General features: G+C 35.1%; 12 protein-coding genes and 1 pseudogene. 4 read left to right on the top strand and 9 right to left on the bottom strand.

Annotation, left to right across the window (positions count from 1 at the left end):
• Positions 1 to 80: 80 nt before the first annotated feature.
• Complete coding sequence (locus AC4FQ5_RS08760) at positions 81 to 1,175, bottom strand: McrC family protein (RefSeq protein WP_491142517.1); 1,095 nt, start codon at positions 1,173 to 1,175, stop codon at positions 81 to 83.
• A gap of 67 nt (positions 1,176 to 1,242) precedes the next feature.
• On the opposite strand from AC4FQ5_RS08760, the gene AC4FQ5_RS08755 reads away from it, so the two are divergent.
• The gene (locus AC4FQ5_RS08755; protein WP_491142516.1) at positions 1,243 to 2,181 is read left to right on the top strand and encodes a nuclease/transposase family protein; all 939 of its coding nucleotides are present in this window, start codon (positions 1,243 to 1,245) and stop codon (positions 2,179 to 2,181) included.
• 297 nt (positions 2,182 to 2,478) lie between these two features.
• Here the strand turns inward: AC4FQ5_RS08755 and AC4FQ5_RS08750 are convergent, their stop codons facing one another.
• From AC4FQ5_RS08750 to dnaK, 8 genes and pseudogenes are all read right to left on the bottom strand, one after another.
• Positions 2,479 to 3,633: a hypothetical protein gene (locus AC4FQ5_RS08750; RefSeq protein WP_491142515.1), complete on the bottom strand. Its 1,155-nt coding sequence runs from the start codon at positions 3,631 to 3,633 to the stop codon at positions 2,479 to 2,481.
• 298 nt (positions 3,634 to 3,931) lie between these two features.
• On the bottom strand, positions 3,932 to 4,915 hold the full coding sequence (locus AC4FQ5_RS08745; RefSeq protein ID WP_491142514.1) for a DUF8464 domain-containing protein: 984 nt from the start codon (positions 4,913 to 4,915) through the stop codon (positions 3,932 to 3,934).
• Between the two features lie 263 nt (positions 4,916 to 5,178).
• Positions 5,179 to 6,407: pseudogene (locus AC4FQ5_RS08740) on the bottom strand (primase-helicase family protein).
• Entirely contained in the window at positions 6,404 to 6,781 is a 378-nt protein-coding gene (locus AC4FQ5_RS08735) for a helix-turn-helix domain-containing protein (protein ID WP_491142513.1), read from the bottom strand. The pseudogene AC4FQ5_RS08740 and the gene AC4FQ5_RS08735 overlap by 4 nt, the downstream one beginning before the upstream one ends.
• A 112-nt stretch (positions 6,782 to 6,893) precedes the next feature.
• A complete protein-coding gene (locus AC4FQ5_RS08730; protein ID WP_491142512.1) occupies positions 6,894 to 7,685 on the bottom strand; it encodes a DUF2214 family protein in 792 nt (263 codons plus the stop codon).
• A 1-nt stretch (position 7,686) separates the two neighbouring features.
• Positions 7,687 to 8,928 (bottom strand): tyrosine-type recombinase/integrase, encoded by a 1,242-nt coding sequence (locus tag AC4FQ5_RS08725; RefSeq protein WP_491142510.1) that lies wholly within the window; start codon positions 8,926 to 8,928, stop codon positions 7,687 to 7,689.
• Positions 8,925 to 9,494: a helix-turn-helix domain-containing protein gene (locus AC4FQ5_RS08720; RefSeq protein ID WP_491142508.1), complete on the bottom strand. Its 570-nt coding sequence runs from the start codon at positions 9,492 to 9,494 to the stop codon at positions 8,925 to 8,927. Before AC4FQ5_RS08720 ends, AC4FQ5_RS08725 begins: the two co-directional genes overlap by 4 nt.
• 237 nt (positions 9,495 to 9,731) lie before the next feature.
• Positions 9,732 to 11,627, bottom strand: coding sequence for a molecular chaperone DnaK (gene dnaK / locus AC4FQ5_RS08715; protein WP_491142506.1), 1,896 nt, complete (start codon positions 11,625 to 11,627; stop codon positions 9,732 to 9,734).
• 317 nt (positions 11,628 to 11,944) lie between these two features.
• Between dnaK and ppk1 the strand changes: the two genes are divergently transcribed.
• From ppk1 to AC4FQ5_RS08700, 3 genes are all read left to right on the top strand, one after another.
• Positions 11,945 to 14,026, top strand: coding sequence for a polyphosphate kinase 1 (gene ppk1, locus AC4FQ5_RS08710; RefSeq protein ID WP_491142504.1), 2,082 nt, complete (start codon positions 11,945 to 11,947; stop codon positions 14,024 to 14,026).
• A gap of 113 nt (positions 14,027 to 14,139) precedes the next feature.
• Positions 14,140 to 15,024 (top strand): Ppx/GppA phosphatase family protein, encoded by an 885-nt coding sequence (locus AC4FQ5_RS08705; RefSeq protein WP_491142503.1) that lies wholly within the window; start codon positions 14,140 to 14,142, stop codon positions 15,022 to 15,024.
• 393 nt (positions 15,025 to 15,417) lie between these two features.
• A complete protein-coding gene (locus tag AC4FQ5_RS08700; RefSeq protein WP_491142501.1) occupies positions 15,418 to 16,062 on the top strand; it encodes an NAD-dependent epimerase/dehydratase family protein in 645 nt (214 codons plus the stop codon).
• Positions 16,063 to 16,123: the final 61 nt, after the last annotated feature.

Here is a 16,123-nt window from a genome sequence, read left to right as displayed (position 1 = left end):
ATCCTGGTGTAATAAAGAGCAACTCCAATTTAATAAATAAAATTAATTTAGTCTTTTTTAAGCTGGTATTCGAAATTAAGCTAAAGCAAATCAACAAGATATTTTCCAATTGATTCGTTCAGTTTCCCTACATTATTAAATATAGAAATCCTTCCCAAACAGCATTGATGATGAGGATCTTTGTCAATGGGGACAAAGGATTTAAAATCATTCAGATTACTGTTGTTTGAAGGATAGAGTAGGAGAGATCTTTTACTTTTCCAGTATTCATTATACACATACATCTGTCTCAAATCTTGTGTCGATGGCTTCGATTGATCAATATTTTTCCATTTGGTATCGATAATTAAAATTTCTTTTTTTTCATTATCTATTTTCTTTTCTAAAACAATATCCGGGCGAATCGTTATACCATTCCAAAAGCCTTTAGAATTTTGTCCATAAACTTCAATATCACTTCCTTGTGCGGCTTGTTTTAATCTTACCAAAATATATTCTTCCCAAAGACTGTTCATATCAAAAAGCAGTGCCAGCATCTTTTCAGAACCGCTTGAAATGTTCGGAGCATAGTTCAGAATAATCAGTCTGGCAATCGCCAAAGCCGTTTCATAGGGTGCAGTCTTCATCGATTTCGGAATCTTGCTGAAGGTATTCTCATTAGCTTTAATGGCTATCACTTCGGGAAAATCCAGCTGTACCATTTTGCATTTGCTGTAGAGATAATTGCCTTTCGATAATGAAGCTATAATTTCCAGAGCCTGCCCTAAAATATGATGAATCAAGTGATCTTTATCATACACCTGATGTGTGGTGTAAAACCTTTCTTTATGAACAAGGTTTTTCTGAATGTGTCCCCCAAATTCTAATTTGCCTTTCAGGGCTTTTACATTCCCTGTCTCTTTGTAATACTGTCTAATTAATCCCTGATGCATCAGCAATTGTACTTCATTCAGAAACCACTCAAAATAAATATCCAAAAGATGAATCGACTGTCGTGAAACATTGGCCTGACCAACCTGCTGAATTTTTAATTTCTTAGTGACTTTCAGCATTTCCAAAAGTACATCGCGCCATTTGGTTTTGTTTTCTTCTGGTTCGTAACGGTCAATTTTTGGAAGAATCTCAATCGTCAGATCATCTACCTGAATAACACCGACGAAGTGTTTAAAAACCACACCGTTATCAGAACCGCTGTTTCCGGGCGGCTAATTTGATTGTTTCCCATCTGTATGTACAGGGGAAATGATCAAGGATTTCTTTTACCTCACCGAAGAAATCCAATACAAGCTGGCTGATGAAAAAAAAGATGAAAGGGGAATCTTCAACCGTTCAAAAACAAACACCACGGCACGTCTTGTCTTTGACCGTTTCAAGGGAGAAATCCCCACCGATATTCTGGGATGCCTGAACAATACAATTCAATCCACCTTTTCCAAAAACAAAGCCGACTACTGGCAGGGATCAAAATCCTTAATGAACTTTAAGAAAGATATTCCCATTCCGCTTCCGGTCAAGTGTATCAGCAAAATGAAGTATGATCCAGATAAGAAAGCATTTACCTTCAATATGTTTGCAATTCCAGTAAAAACCTACCTAGGAAAAGATTTCTCTGATAAACATTTGATCCTGGAACGCCTTCTAAGAGAAGAGATCAAGCTATGCAACTCACAGGTCCAGCTGAAAGGCGGGAAAATATTTTGGCTGCCCGTCTTTGAATTTGAAAAGGAAGACCACGGTTTAAAACCCGAAATTATTGCTGAAGCTTCGCTGTCTCTCGAACATCCAATCGTGGTTAAAGCCAACAATGTGCGGATGACTATTGGCTCGAAAGAGGAATTCCTCTACCGCAGATTGGCGATTCAGGCGAGTAATAAAAGGATCAGAGCCGGAATCGCTTATTCCCGTTCAGGACATGGAACCAAACGGAAACAGAAGGCAATGCACAAAACAGAGAATCTGGAAAACCGTTTTGTCAGTCATCATCTTCATCTGTACAGCCGGAAGTTGATTGATTTCTGCATCCGGCAGCAGGCAGGCACACTAATTCTTAAAGATCAGGAAGACAAAATCGGGATTGCAAAAGAACAGGAGTTTGTACTTCGCAACTGGAGCTATTATGAATTGCAGACCAAAATAAAATACAAAGCACAAAAAGCCGGTATCGAATTGATCATCGGATAGCTAAAAAATGAGGGTGCTTGTAAACCCGTAGGGTGAGGTCTAGAACACTCACTAAATACCGGAACTAAATACTTTTTCCGGTGTATACAACGGCGTGGGTTTCTTTTTTCTTCAAAAATGAAGAAAGCATAAACAAAATAGCAAGGGTTGCCAATTGGGAAATCCTACAACATAAAAGGTGTTATCACTCAATCTAGCAAGATTGCTTGCTTGATTAGTTGCTTCTCTGGGTCCCTGCTTCCTTGCTTTCTTGATTGCTATCAATTAAAGAAATTACTCTGCAATACGTTGCGGTTATTAGAGTCTCTTTCTTTTATTTTGAATTGGAATATCCTCAGTCTCATAATTCGTTTTGTCATTACCGAATTGTAACAGAGAGAAAAGCTGATTAACCATCTCAGTATCTTTAAAAATCTCACTGAAGGCTGAAAATGGAACCGTATTTTCCTGTGAAATTTTCTGTGCTATTATTTCCATTTCTGATATCAACTTTTGCTTATCTGTTCTATCCAGGTGTGGATTTCTAAATTTTGAAAATTTGATTTCCCTCTCAAGAATATTAATAACAGAATCCAAATATTTTTTCTTTTCAGAAGCAAAAACTGTCGGGTTGGACAATAGAATATCGCTTTTGTTTTTGAATAAATGTACTTGTTTTTTTAAATCATCCAGCTTTGTATTGAGCTCAGTAATTTGTTTTGACTTAGATTCCAACTCCGTTTTATTCTTTAGAATTGTGCTTTTGTAAGTTCTAAATGCTTTTTCATAATTCTCAATGGTCTTGTCAGTCTTAATTTTTTTAAAACCTAAAAAATCATTTTCCTTGACAACCAGCTCCTCCGATTTCTTCGAACCCATTTCAGATTTCATCAAATCATATCTTTCTTCCAAAGCTTTTAGATCTTCTTCTTTCTGCTGAATCTTAAACTCAATCGCTTCCAATCTTCCTCTGGAACCGGAAATCCCTCTTTCCATATTCAGGCATTCAGCTGTCAGATCCTGCATTTTTGAATAGTGGAAAGATTGGTGTTTAAGTGTTTTTCCAGTTTTCAGATCCTGCCAGTCAGCTACCAGATGAGCGTGGTAATTGGATTTCCATTCTTTCGTGTCTTTATCAGTATGTCCTTCATCTTTGTGAATGGTGATCTGAAAAACACGGATGCTCAATTCTTCTTCCAGTCTCTTGGCTAAGTTCTGAAGTTCCAGCATCGTTGTATCTTCTTTGATCACCACAACCGCTTCCCGAACAGGCATTGCATTCTTCTGTAATTTCCTTCCGGATTTTTCTTTGCAATAGGCTTCGATCTGTTGGATCCTATCAGCTATTTTCTGTTCCATCCAATATTCATTCTTTGGCGTCAGATCTTTACGGATGTAATCAAAAGTTTTCTTCCTGAAATTATGGGTTTCAGAATCGGATTTAACTGCTTTGAAATTAATGGAGGTCTTCATTCCTTTTACATCTTTAAAGTTTTACACTTTTATTGTTTGTGCATTTAAATTTTTGCTGAAGAGTGCTGTAGTTATATCACGCAGCATTAATTTTTACCTGTGTTTATTTTACACACCTTCGATAAAAATAGTCCTGGTGTTTTTTACACAGGTTCAAGAAGCTAACCTTATATTATTTTACCTAGGTTAAAAGCCTCGCAGAGCGTATTTGAAACTTTGTTGGAAGGCACGACCTTCAAAGTTGCGAATGCGCTCCTAACTTCTGCGAGTAGTTGGTAAAAACATACAATGCGCATAATCAGCGTTTCCTTTTAAAACTATTTGTGTTTTTGATCTCAAGCTCCTGGTTTCTCACTTTTAGTTTGTCCGAATCTTTAAGTTGTTCGGTTCTTTTCTTTGACTTATTAGCTACATTATTTTTTATCCTGTGTATCAAAAATTCGTTGAGATCTTTATGGTTGGAATAAATTCCGGAGTGATCTTTTGCTTTTGGAAAAGATTTTAAGATCTGAGATTTACATTTTATCCCGGCAGTATCGTTATCCAGAAAAAGATTGATATTAGGATAGTTTTTGAGATGTTCTATAGATTTATTTAAAAGAGCAATGGAGTTCATTACAAGAATATCTCCTTTAAAAGATTTCTTCATTTCAATAAAAGACAAGGCATCCATAAAGCCTTCAAAAACGGCTACACCTTTAATATGTTCATCTTGCACTTTTGGTGTGTTCTGTCCATCGTTTTTGAGATCGATTATTGAAATATCCTTTTTCAATAATGAACCTTTGTAAAAAGCATTACGCAATTCAAAACCGCCAGATAAATTCTCAAAACCAATGGCGTAGAGTTTCTTGTTTCCGATGGTAAATCGTACCTCTCTTATATAATCATAGACTTTAGGACTTAATCCACGTCCCTGCAAATACCTTTTCAGGTTTGGATTCCGGAGATCCACTATTTCATCAATTGTATAATTTGGTTCCAATTTTTTAACATGTTGTTGATGATGAAAGGAAGAAAAATTTTGTTTTTGCGCCCAGTCCAGAACTTCATTGACTGAGGTATTTAAATATTTCTTCATAAAGTCGGTATTGTTCCCGCCGACACCCTCGGAATGAAGATACCAGACATTAATTCTTTTATCCAATTTAAAAGATGGTTGGGATTCGCTGGCAAAGGGGTTGAGATACCAAGCTTCTTTTTCATTTTGTTTCGTGGGAAGGTGTCCGAGAGAAAGGAGGACTTCTTCCAACGGGATTGTATTAAATTGTTTGCAATTCATAGATGTAAATTTTTCGTGTTTTGAGTGAGATATTTTTTGTTGAATTGTTGAGAAAACCTTGTAACTTATTGATTTAATAATATTTAATTACTCAACAAAAGTTCAACAATTCAACAAACTAGTGGTTTTACCCTCAACAAAAGTTCAACAATTCAACAAACTAGTGGTTTTACCCTCAACAAACATTCAACAAAAAGTGAAGTTTAAAAGTTTGTTGAGGATTTTGTTGAGTTTAAAGTGTCTGATTTTCTATTCATTATCAATCAATTCAACATTTCAACACGTTTATTGAGAATAAAATCTTTTTTTATGGTGAAATAGCGACCAACTGAATTGTTTTGATAGAAAATCCCTGCAAAATCAAGGTCGTATCTGATGTAAGTCAAACCATTATTTTGTGGATTCAATTTCCAAGTTTCTTTTAAGAGAATTCGGATATCATTTCTCGTCCAGTAAGTTGGGCGAAACATTCTATTCATCATATTCAGCAAGTCTTGCGGAACGACATTAATTTCTTCATCATCGTTGCTTTCAAAAACTCATAAAGCAATTCTATAATCTTAGATTCGAGTTTGTTGTTGTTTTTAAAAACTAATTTCTGAAGTGCTTTTGTTCTGATCTCATCGGCAGAAAACCACATTCTTGTTTTCTTTTCTGTTGAAAATGGTCTTTCAATTAAATACCGAAGGAAATAGGGTATTTCGGAAATGAGGTTATTCAAAAATTCAGTGTTTTCAGTTTTGATAGGATTGATTTTCAGAATCCAAAATCGGATTTCGTTTTCATCGATTTGAATAAAATTCTCTTCATTATTGGAACACAGAATAAACTTGGCGAAAAAATCGATTTCTTCTCTGTCTTTGCCTTTGGCTTCGAGTTTATCTTTATTAGTTGTCGATAGATATTTCAATCTTTCAGTGATTTCTTTTTTGTCGAAAAAAACTTCATCGATTGCTACCAACAACATTGCTGCCCAATCGGAATTGAATTGACTGCCGAATGAATCGCCTTTTATGTAAGTCATATTCAATCCGAAAATCTCCCTCAGCCATTTGATAAATGTTGATTTTCCGGTAGCTCGTTCTTTGGACACCAAACATAAAATAGGTAGAATTTGTGTTGGAAATTGCAGAAGAATTTTCAGATAATCCAAACCCATTTCAAGTTGTTCTCCGAAAATATGTTCTATAAAATTCAAAGAAAATGGAATGTTATTTTTTAAATTTTCCTTTTCTGATGAAGGAGCAAAGGGAATTTCATTGTAAATATTATAGAAACCTTGAACAATTTGCTTGTATTCTAGATGCTCCGGAATACAACAAAAACCGTCAAATTTTGGCACAGTTGAAACATACGTTTTTCCGTGATCGCTCACAATTGTTTCACGATTCCATCGAACCAAAACAGAAGTCTTATCGCCCGAAATTAATGGCTTTTCTATAACTTTATAATAAGTTGTTCCAACTCGGATGTAGGGAATTTTTTGGCTCATCTTTGTAGATTTTGGTTAGAATCTACATTTGCCGTTCTTGAATTTTTTCTGAAACTAGCTTCTGCTTCAGATTGAATCTCTTGTAAGGTTTTCTTCTTTCCTTTAGAAATCCAATCCAATAATTCATCCTCAAAAAAATACAGTTTCTTGCCATTTTTATAACAAGGAATCAATCTTTTCCGCACAAGAGTATAAACAGTAGGTTTAGCCTTACCTATAATTTGGCAAGCTTCTACAATATCAATCGGAATTCTTTTTACGGGAATTATCGGAGGATCTTTCTTTTCTACCAAAAATTTAATTTCAGCTATTTCGCTAACCAGATGCGCAACTGCTCTTGGCAGGTTTTCAAATGAAATGTCATTGCTATCCATAACTATTGTTTTTAATTGTTATGGTGCAAAGAAAAAAAGTGATTCCTCTGTGATCGCTATAAACACGCAATCACAGAGGAATCACTAAACATACACTTCATTTTGTGATTTTTTATGTTTTTTGGTAGTCTGTCAAGTCTTCTTGAATTTTGATATTACCTTTTTGAGGTTCATCTTTCAAATGTGACTTAATACTATCTAAATCAATATCGTCAAGCGAAACAAATAGAGTTTTTAATAATTTTGAAATTTCTTCCTGTTTTATCGGTCTAAAATAATTCCAAATATTCCAACCGAAATGATAAAGGTCTAGATTAGTTAATCCTTTTGTGTGGACAGAAATATAGTTAGGAATCCCTTCTTTTTTTGAATATAAACTTACGGCGTTACAAAGTGCATCCAGATCTTCATCTGTTACATATAATGCAAATTGATTCCTAGCATAATCCAGAGCAATTTGTAGTTTTACACTTTCATTCTGTTGCTTTTGCTGGAGTTGAGTTTTTCGTATAAATTCTAGATTTACGGATTCTGTAGTTTGATTCACAAAGTTTTCCTCCGAATTTTCGACTAAATAGATTGGTGTATTTTCATCAATTATTTGTTTTTGCTTCTCCCCTATATTATCAAGATTTTCAGATGGAATAAAATCTTCAGTAGAATTTTCAGAACTGCCTTTTTTAGGGAAAATCTTTCTGAATAAAACAATTATCCCATCGAGAAATAAAATTATAAGCGCATAAAATAATATACTTAATGCTGTGATTGACCAAAATACAATATTTGCGGTATATTCGTCACCACCTTTTCCAAGAAAAGAAATTCTTGCTAACGCTCCCCCTACTACACATACTAATAGAACGGAAAGGTAGATGACAAGATATTCGAAAAATTTCAAGTGCATTTTATAAGTTTTTTAGTTGAATAGCGGTCGAAGCTTTATTTTTCTTTTCATCAACAACCTTTGCGTAAACCTGCGTAGTTTTTACGTTCGTATGACCAAGCATTTTACTCACTGTGTAAATATCGGTTCCACTCGAAAGTTGAAGCGTTGCAAAAGTGTGTCTAAAATTATGAAAAGTTATTTTTTTAGTAATTCCAGCACTTTCAATCCACTTCTTGAGTGGTCGGGAAATCCAAGCCGGATTAGTCAGATTTTTAAAAATCAAATCATTTGGAAGACCTACTTCACCACAAAGTTGTAATGCTTGTTTAGACATCGGCATATATTCTACACCTTTTGTCTTTTTTTGAGTAAAATTTATTTTTGCCTGATCGTTTTCAATACTTATTTCGTTCCACGTCAGTTTCTGAATATCGGAATGGCGTAGACCTGTTAACGCTGAAAAAAGTGCTGCTCGTTTAAGAACTTCAGGTTCACAGGGAGTTTCAACTAAAGTATTAAGTTCATCAAGTGTTAAATATTCTCGTCTTGATTCCTCGTGCGGAATCGCTTTTATTTTAGCAGAAATGTCAGTCGTAAAATATCCATCAATAAAAGCTTGTTTTAATGCAGCTTTGAATACAGAAAAATAAGTTGAAGCCGTATTTTGAGAAATAATCTCTTCCTTGTTACTACCACTTTTTGCAGTCAACAAATATGATTTAAAGTGTTCACAGAATTTTGTGTTGATCTGCGAAAACATAATTTTTTCACCTCCAAAATCTTTTAGAAATTCTATCGAACGATACCAATTTATTTGAATAGATTCGGAATTGTTTTTATGTCGTTTATTAACCAGCAAATCAAAATATTTAACAAAATTCTCCTGCGATTTTTCTTTTTGTTCTATTTGAATTTTGTCGAGTTCGCTATAAAGTTCAATATTGTCATACTCTCTCTGACGTAATTTACGCATAGAATCTGCATAGAACATTGTTTCCCGATCATTTTCGCTTTTGCAAACGATAATACCATTGTCATCTCTTTTAGGTTTAAATGAAACGGATTCTTGGGTTGTTCTTGCAGGTCTTTTCTTATCAAAGTCTACGGTTGTGACGCTTCGGTTTAAATATTCTCGGATTCTTTGAACTTTATCTTTACCAGGAATCATCACAGGATAACTTTCCAAATAAATAAACCATTCTTTTCTGAATTCGGATTTTCGCAATCGTACGGTAACTTTGGTTTTTAATAACTCTTTCATTTTCCGTCAAAAATTTTATCAATTAAATTTTTAGGAACATACACGAAACTTCCAACTTTCTTTGTAGGAATTTTGTTTCTTTTAATTAGGTTTGTCACAGTTCCTGGATCAGCGTGGAATTTTGAACTAATTTCGGAAATTGTATAACAATTACCAACTTCAAAATTGGGTTTCTCAGGAATTTCCTTCGTCTTATATGGCATTTCAACTGCTGAAAATAAATCTTCTAAATCTGATCGCTTAACACGAGTTAATCTTACTCCAAAATTAACTCCCTTTATTATTCCCCGTTTTATCAATCTGTGAATGGTATCTCTCGATATTCCAAACATTACAGTTGCTTCAGCAACGGATAAAAATTCACGAGATTGAACTTCTGCAATTTTATTCACATACTTTTTCAATAGTGTTTCTTTTTCCACTCGTTCTTTTTCCTGCTTTTTGCGCTCTTTTCCCGATTTATTAGCGCAGGAAACAGTACAAAAACGAGTAGTAACTGTCTTTGCTTCAAAGGGTTTTGAACACTGCTCGCATACCCTTGGTATTTTTAGTTTACTAAATCCCATTCTGAAATAACATCCTGAACATTCTCTGTTTTTTGGCTTCTAAAATAAAATAAGACGCATAAGACGCACATTAAATCCAAATAACACGCGGTACAAATGAGATACAAAATTACAACAAAAATCGATTAAAATCAACTATTAAGAAAAAATACAAAAACAAAAAAATCGCTATAAACATTACATTTACAGCGATTTGCTAATTTATTTCGATCGATATTAGTCGATGATAATTGCTAATTATTTGACTTCTTCAAAGTCTGCATCCTGTACATCTTCTGCACCGCCTGCATTTCCTTGGTTCTGTGCTCCTGCATCTGCATTTTGACCTTGTTGTCCTGCTGCATACATTTCTTCTGAAGCTGCCATCCAAGCTGCGTCAAGAGCTTCGGTTTTGATTTTTACATCATCACCATTTTTCGCTTCGTAAGCAGTTTTCAATTCTGCGTGAGCCGATTCGATGGCTGCTTTTTTATCAGCAGACAGTTTATCACCAAATTCTTTTAACTGTTTCTCAGTCTGGAAGATCAATCCGTCAGCTTTGTTGAAAACCTCAACCTCTTCTTTTCTCTTCGCATCAGCTGCAGAGTTTTCCTGAGCTTCTTTTTTCATTCTTTCGATTTCTTCATCAGAAAGACCAGAAGATGCCTGAATTTTGATTGACTGCTCTTTACCGGTTCCCTTATCTTTTGCAGAAACGCTCAAGATTCCGTTTGCATCGATATCGAAAGTCACTTCGATTTGAGGAACTCCTCTTTGTGCTGGTGGAATATCTGTTAAGTCGAATCTACCGATTTCTTTATTATCGTTAAACATAGGTCTCTCACCCTGTCCTACTCTGATGCTTACAGCCGGCTGATTATCAGAAGCTGTGGAGAACACCTCAGATTTTTTAGTTGGGATTGTAGTATTCGCTTCAATCAATTTAGTGAAAACAGAACCCATTGTTTCAATACCTAAAGAAAGCGGCGTAACGTCTAATAAAAGTACATCTTTTACGTCTCCAGTCAAAACTCCACCTTGAATAGCTGCACCAATTGCTACAACCTCATCCGGGTTAACACCTTTCGATGGCTTTTTACCAAAGAATTTTTCAACTTCCTCCTGAATGATCGGGATTCTTGTAGAACCACCTACCAAGATCACTTCGTCGATATCCGAGATAGAAAGACCTGCATCAGAAAGCGCTTTTTTACAAGGCTCCATAGAACGTCTTACCAAGTCTGCAGATAATTGCTCGAATTTAGCTTTCGTTAAAGTCTTCACCATATGTTTAGGACCTGTAGCTGTAGCTGTAATATAAGGAAGGTTGATTTCTGTTTGAGGAGAAGAAGACAATTCGATTTTTGCTTTTTCAGCTGCTTCTTTCAATCTTTGTAATGCAATCGCATCAGATTTTAAGTCAACACCTTCTTCAGCTTTAAATTCGTCTGCCATCCAATTGATAATTACATCATCAAAATCATCACCACCTAAGTGTGTATCACCGTTTGTAGACAATACTTCGAAAACGCCGTCACCTAAATCAAGGATAGAAACGTCAAAAGTACCACCCCCAAGGTCATAAACTGCAATTTTCTGATCTTTATGAGATTTATCTAAACCATAAGCCAAAGCAGCTGCTGTAGGCTCGTTAATGATTCTTTCTACTGTAAGACCTGCAATTTCTCCAGCTTCTTTTGTAGCCTGTCTTTGAGCATCATTAAAGTAAGCAGGAACAGTAATTACCGCTCTTGTTACTTCTTGCCCAAGATAATCTTCAGCAGTTTTCTTCATTTTCTGAAGCGTCATAGCAGAAATCTCCTGTGGAGTATATTCTCTGTCGTCGATTTTTACTTTTACAGTATCGTTTGGTCCGCTTACAACTTTATAAGGTACTCTTGAGATCTCGGCAGAATCATCTTTAAAATGTGTTCCGATAAATCTTTTGATAGAATATACTGTTTTCGTAGGATTGGTTACAGCCTGTCTTTTTGCAGGATCTCCAACCTTTCTTTCACCATCTTCTGTAAATGCTACGATAGAAGGAGTCGTTCTTTTACCTTCCGAGTTAGGGATAACTACGGGATCTTTTCCTTCCATTACTGCTACGCAAGAGTTGGTTGTTCCTAAGTCAATTCCGATTATTTTACTCATAATATTTATATTTTTCTAATTTTTAAGTTTTAATTACACTCTCACTTTCTCAATATCTGTACCATTAGATTTTTTATGACAAATTGACAGCTTTCATTATTTAAATAAATTTTAAGACCAGTACACATCATTCATATCTTAATGATAATCTTATTTATTTTACTAAATTTAAACAACCTGTCATATTAGATTATATGAATAAGATCTGCTTTTATCTGACACCCTATTTTTCAACTAAAAATTTAATTAAGAATTAACTTTGAAATCAATTAAGAGAACCGTTTTATTATTATTTTTGATAAATTTTATGAATACGTATGTCAGTACATTTTAATCCCAGAGATATTACCTGGTTAGCGTTTAATGAAAGAGTTTTACAGGAAGCGATGGACGAAAAAGTTCCTTTGCATCTCAGAATAAGATTTCTCGGGATTTTCTCAAATAATTTAGACGAATTTTTCAGAGTACGTGTTGCAGGATTGAAGCGTGCAATGGATTTTAAAGAAAAAGTGATTGCAGAATCATTTTATCAGCCTCCTTCAAAAATCCTTCAGAGAATCAACGAAATCGTCATCACCCAACAGGCAGATTTTGACAAAACCTGGAGAAAAATTCAGGTGGAAATGGCTGAGCAGAAAGTTGTCATTAAAACTGCAAAAAATCTTACTGTAAGACAAAAGGAATTTGTAAGACAATATTTTGATGAAGTGGTAGAATCAAACGTAATTCCAATCCTTCTTCACGAAAACACACCCATGCCTTATTACAGAGACAAAAGTTTGTATTTGGGGGTAGCAATGAGAAAAAAAGACTGGCAATATCATAGTAACTATGCGATTATTGAAATTCCTTCCCGTTTTGTGGGAAGATTTGTCTTATTGCCTACGGAAGATTTAGAAGAAAAAAATGTCATGCTTTTGGAAGATGTTATTACCTTCAATCTTCCGCATATTTTCTCTTATTTCGGATATGACGAGTTTTCTGCCAATGCATTTAAAGTAACTAAAGATGCAGAAATGGATATCGATAATGACATCAAAACCAATTTCGCAGAAAAAATAGAAAAAGGTCTTAAAAACAGACGAAAAGGTAAACCTACCCGTTTTGTTTTTGATAAAGATATGGATAAAGCTCTGCTTGAGTTACTGATCCGAAAATTAAATTTGAGCAAAAAAGACAGCATCATTCCGGGTGGAAAAATCCACAATTTCAAACATTTTATGGATTTCCCTGATGTATTTGAATATTACAAGAAACCTGTTGAGAGAACTTCATTTACCCACCCTGCCTTTGAACATGGTGAAAGAGTGACGGATGTTATTTTGAAACAAGACGTTTTATTGAGCTTCCCGTATCACACATACACTCCTGTGATTGATCTTTTGCGTGAAGCCGCGATGGATCCTGATGTGAAGTCTATACAGATAACGGCTTATCGTTTGGCAAGCAGCTCAAAAATCATTAATGCATTAATTTACGCTGCAAGAAACGGAAAAGATGTCACGGTAATGCTCGAACTTCAGGCAAGATTTGACGAAGAATCAAACCTGATGTGGAAAGAAATGCTGGAGCCGGAAGGTATCACAGTCCTGATCGGACTTCCAGACAAAAAAGTGCATGCTAAATTGTGTGTCATCAAAAAAAGAGTTCATAATAAAACACTTCAGTACGGATTTATCAGCACAGGAAACTTTAACGAAAAAACAGCAAGAATCTATGGAGACCATCTCATCATGACTTCCGACAGAGGTGTCATGGCAGATATCAATAAAGTTTTTACTGTACTCAAGAAACCAAAGGAAGATTATTTGTCAGTTTTAAAAACCTGCAAGCATCTGTTGGTCTGTCCTCAGTTTATGCGTGAAAAAATTGTACAGCATATCGATAAAGAAATTGAAGAGGCAAAAGCCGGACGCAAGGCTGAGATGATCATCAAAGCCAACTCAGTCAGTGACCGTGGTCTTATTCTGAAAATGTACGAAGCCGCAGAAGCCGGTGTTGTGATCAGAGTGATTGTGAGAGGTATTTACTGCGCCATTAACCAGAAAAGTTTTAAGCAAAAAATAAAGGCGATCAGTATTGTTGATGAATATCTGGAGCATGCACGGGTAATGTATTTCTACAACAAAGGTGCAGAAGATATGTATATTTCTTCTGCCGACTGGATGAACAGAAATCTGGATTACAGAATAGAAGCTGCTGCAAAAATCACCGATAAAAATCTGAAAAAAGAATTGAGAGACATTCTTGATATTCAGTTGAGAGACAATGTGAAAGCAAGGATTCTGGATAAGAAACTGAGCAACGAGTACATCAGCAATAATCAAAAAGAATGCAGGTCACAGATAGAAACCTATAATTATCTGAAAGCAAAAACAACAGGAAAAGAGCTTCTGTAAACGTTTTAACCTAATTAAATCGTCACAAACAAAATATTTTTGTACATTCGATTTTTTAAAAACAATTTACTTTAAATTAAATTATTGAAATTCAATAAAATACAAATCAAAGAATGATCATTGCAGCGATAGACATAGGAAGTAATGCAGCCCGACTTTTAATCAATGAGGTAAAAATCCAAAACGGAAAGCCTGAATTTATTAAATTAAATCTTTTACGAATACCCCTGCGATTGGGGATGGATGTTTTTACTCTCGGAAAAATTGGTGAAGAAAGAGAAAAAATGGTATTAGATTCAATGAAGATTTTCAGCGATCTGATGAAAGTGTACAAAGTTGAACATTACAGAGCCTGTGCAACAAGTGCAATGCGTGATGCTTCTAACGGAAAAGACATCATTGAAAAAGTAAAAAACACTTCAGAAATCAATATCGAAATCATTTCCGGTGACGAAGAAGCAACGCTGGTCTATGAAAATCACGTTGCAGAAGGTCTCGACAAAGATTTCGCTTATCTTTATGTAGATGTAGGTGGTGGTTCTACGGAATTGACGTTCTACGAAAACGATACGATGATTTACGAAAAATCTTTCAATATCGGAACCATCCGACTTCTCAATAATCTCGTAACAGAAGACAATTGGAGAGAAATGAAGGATGAAATAAAAGCCAACATCAACAGCAAAAAGCAGATCGTTGCCATCGGTTCCGGCGGAAACATCAACAAAGTGTTTTCTATGAGCAAAACCAAAGATGGCAAACCGATGTCAATCGCTTATTTGAAAAAAGCTTACAAAGAATTTAACGATCTAACCGTTGAAGAAAGAATGACAAAATATGGCTTCAGGGAAGACAGAGCCGATGTTTTGGTGCATGCTTTGAAAATTTACAACTTCGTGATGCACTGGGCTGAAATCAATAAAATATATGTTCCTAAGATCTCGGTTGCAGATGGTTTGATTCACAATATTTATGAGAGAGTTTCCGGGGAGAAATAACTAATTTAGATTTATACTTTAGGAGCTGATTCCTGCTTTCCACTATATCTTTTTTGCAGTTCCCTTCGGCTACGCTCAGGGAACTGCAAAAAAGGATGCCGTTTCAATCAGGGCTAAAAATGATCGGTTTCAATTCGCAAGATGTCTTACAGTCCTTAAATCTGGATAAGATAATTTCAAACTATCGTCAGTTCGCTACAAAATTCTTTTAGAATTTTGTAGCGAACACTTTTCGGATCAAATAACCATAAAGTTTGTCATTCCGTAGGAATCTCAACAATGCTTTTGTAAAATACAATCAGAATAGTTCAATATTCATGCTTATTTTTTAATCATTTTTAAAGTAAATCCCAAAAAACAAACGTCATTTAAAATAACTAAAATAAACTTTAAATGAAAGTAATTCTAACAGGAGCAACAGGAATGGTAGGTGAAGGAGTTTTAATGGAATGTCTTGAAAACCCCAATATTTCTGAAATTCTAAGTGTCAGCAGAAAACCATCCGGAAAAAAACACGCAAAACTGAAAGAATATCTCGTCCCCGATTTTTTAAAAATAAACCTTAACGATGAAAATTTAAAAGGTTACGATGCCTGTTTTTTCTGTGCGGGAATCAGCAGCATGGGAATGAGCGAAGAAGATTACACCAAAATTACTTATGACACAACGCTACATTTTGCTAAAGCAGTTTTAAATCAAAACCCTGAAAGCACTTTCAATTTTGTGTCAGGAGTTTACACAGACAGCTCCGAAAACGGAAAATTTATGTGGGCAAGAGTAAAAGGAAAAACCGAAAATGATTTGCAGAAACTCGGTTTTAAAGCAGTCTACAATTTTCGTCCGGGGTTTATGAAACCGGTTGAAGGTCAAAAGAACGTAAAAACGCTTTTCAAACCTTTCGTCTGGTTTTTCCCGATGATTTTGCCTTCCAAAACATTATCGCTACATCAGGTCGGTGAAGCGATGATCAATTCAGTAAAACGAGGTTATCCAGAATCTATCCTCGAAATTGAGGATATTAAAAATCTGGCAAATTAGTTACAGATTTGATACGAATATTTAATTATTTGTTAAGATTTAATTAAAACCCTCACCCATA

Source organism: Chryseobacterium sp. DT-167 (assembly GCF_058310155.1).
The sequence above is the reverse complement of the archived record's forward strand: the minus strand, read 5'-3'. Positions and strand labels throughout refer to the sequence as shown.

Coding starts and splice junctions, on each gene's coding strand:
- dnaK (WP_491142506.1), bottom strand. CDS start 11,627: ATGAGTAAAATAATCGGAATTGACTTAGGAACAACCAACTCTTGCGTA.
- AC4FQ5_RS08745 (WP_491142514.1), bottom strand. CDS start 4,915: ATGAATTGCAAACAATTTAATACAATCCCGTTGGAAGAAGTCCTCCTT.
- AC4FQ5_RS08750 (WP_491142515.1), bottom strand. CDS start 3,633: ATGAAGACCTCCATTAATTTCAAAGCAGTTAAATCCGATTCTGAAACC.
- AC4FQ5_RS08720 (WP_491142508.1), bottom strand. CDS start 9,494: ATGGGATTTAGTAAACTAAAAATACCAAGGGTATGCGAGCAGTGTTCA.
- AC4FQ5_RS08705 (WP_491142503.1), top strand. CDS start 14,140: ATGATCATTGCAGCGATAGACATAGGAAGTAATGCAGCCCGACTTTTA.
- AC4FQ5_RS08725 (WP_491142510.1), bottom strand. CDS start 8,928: ATGAAAGAGTTATTAAAAACCAAAGTTACCGTACGATTGCGAAAATCC.
- ppk1 (WP_491142504.1), top strand. CDS start 11,945: ATGTCAGTACATTTTAATCCCAGAGATATTACCTGGTTAGCGTTTAAT.
- AC4FQ5_RS08735 (WP_491142513.1), bottom strand. CDS start 6,781: ATGGATAGCAATGACATTTCATTTGAAAACCTGCCAAGAGCAGTTGCG.
- AC4FQ5_RS08700 (WP_491142501.1), top strand. CDS start 15,418: ATGAAAGTAATTCTAACAGGAGCAACAGGAATGGTAGGTGAAGGAGTT.
- AC4FQ5_RS08730 (WP_491142512.1), bottom strand. CDS start 7,685: ATGCACTTGAAATTTTTCGAATATCTTGTCATCTACCTTTCCGTTCTA.
- AC4FQ5_RS08755 (WP_491142516.1), top strand. CDS start 1,243: ATGATCAAGGATTTCTTTTACCTCACCGAAGAAATCCAATACAAGCTG.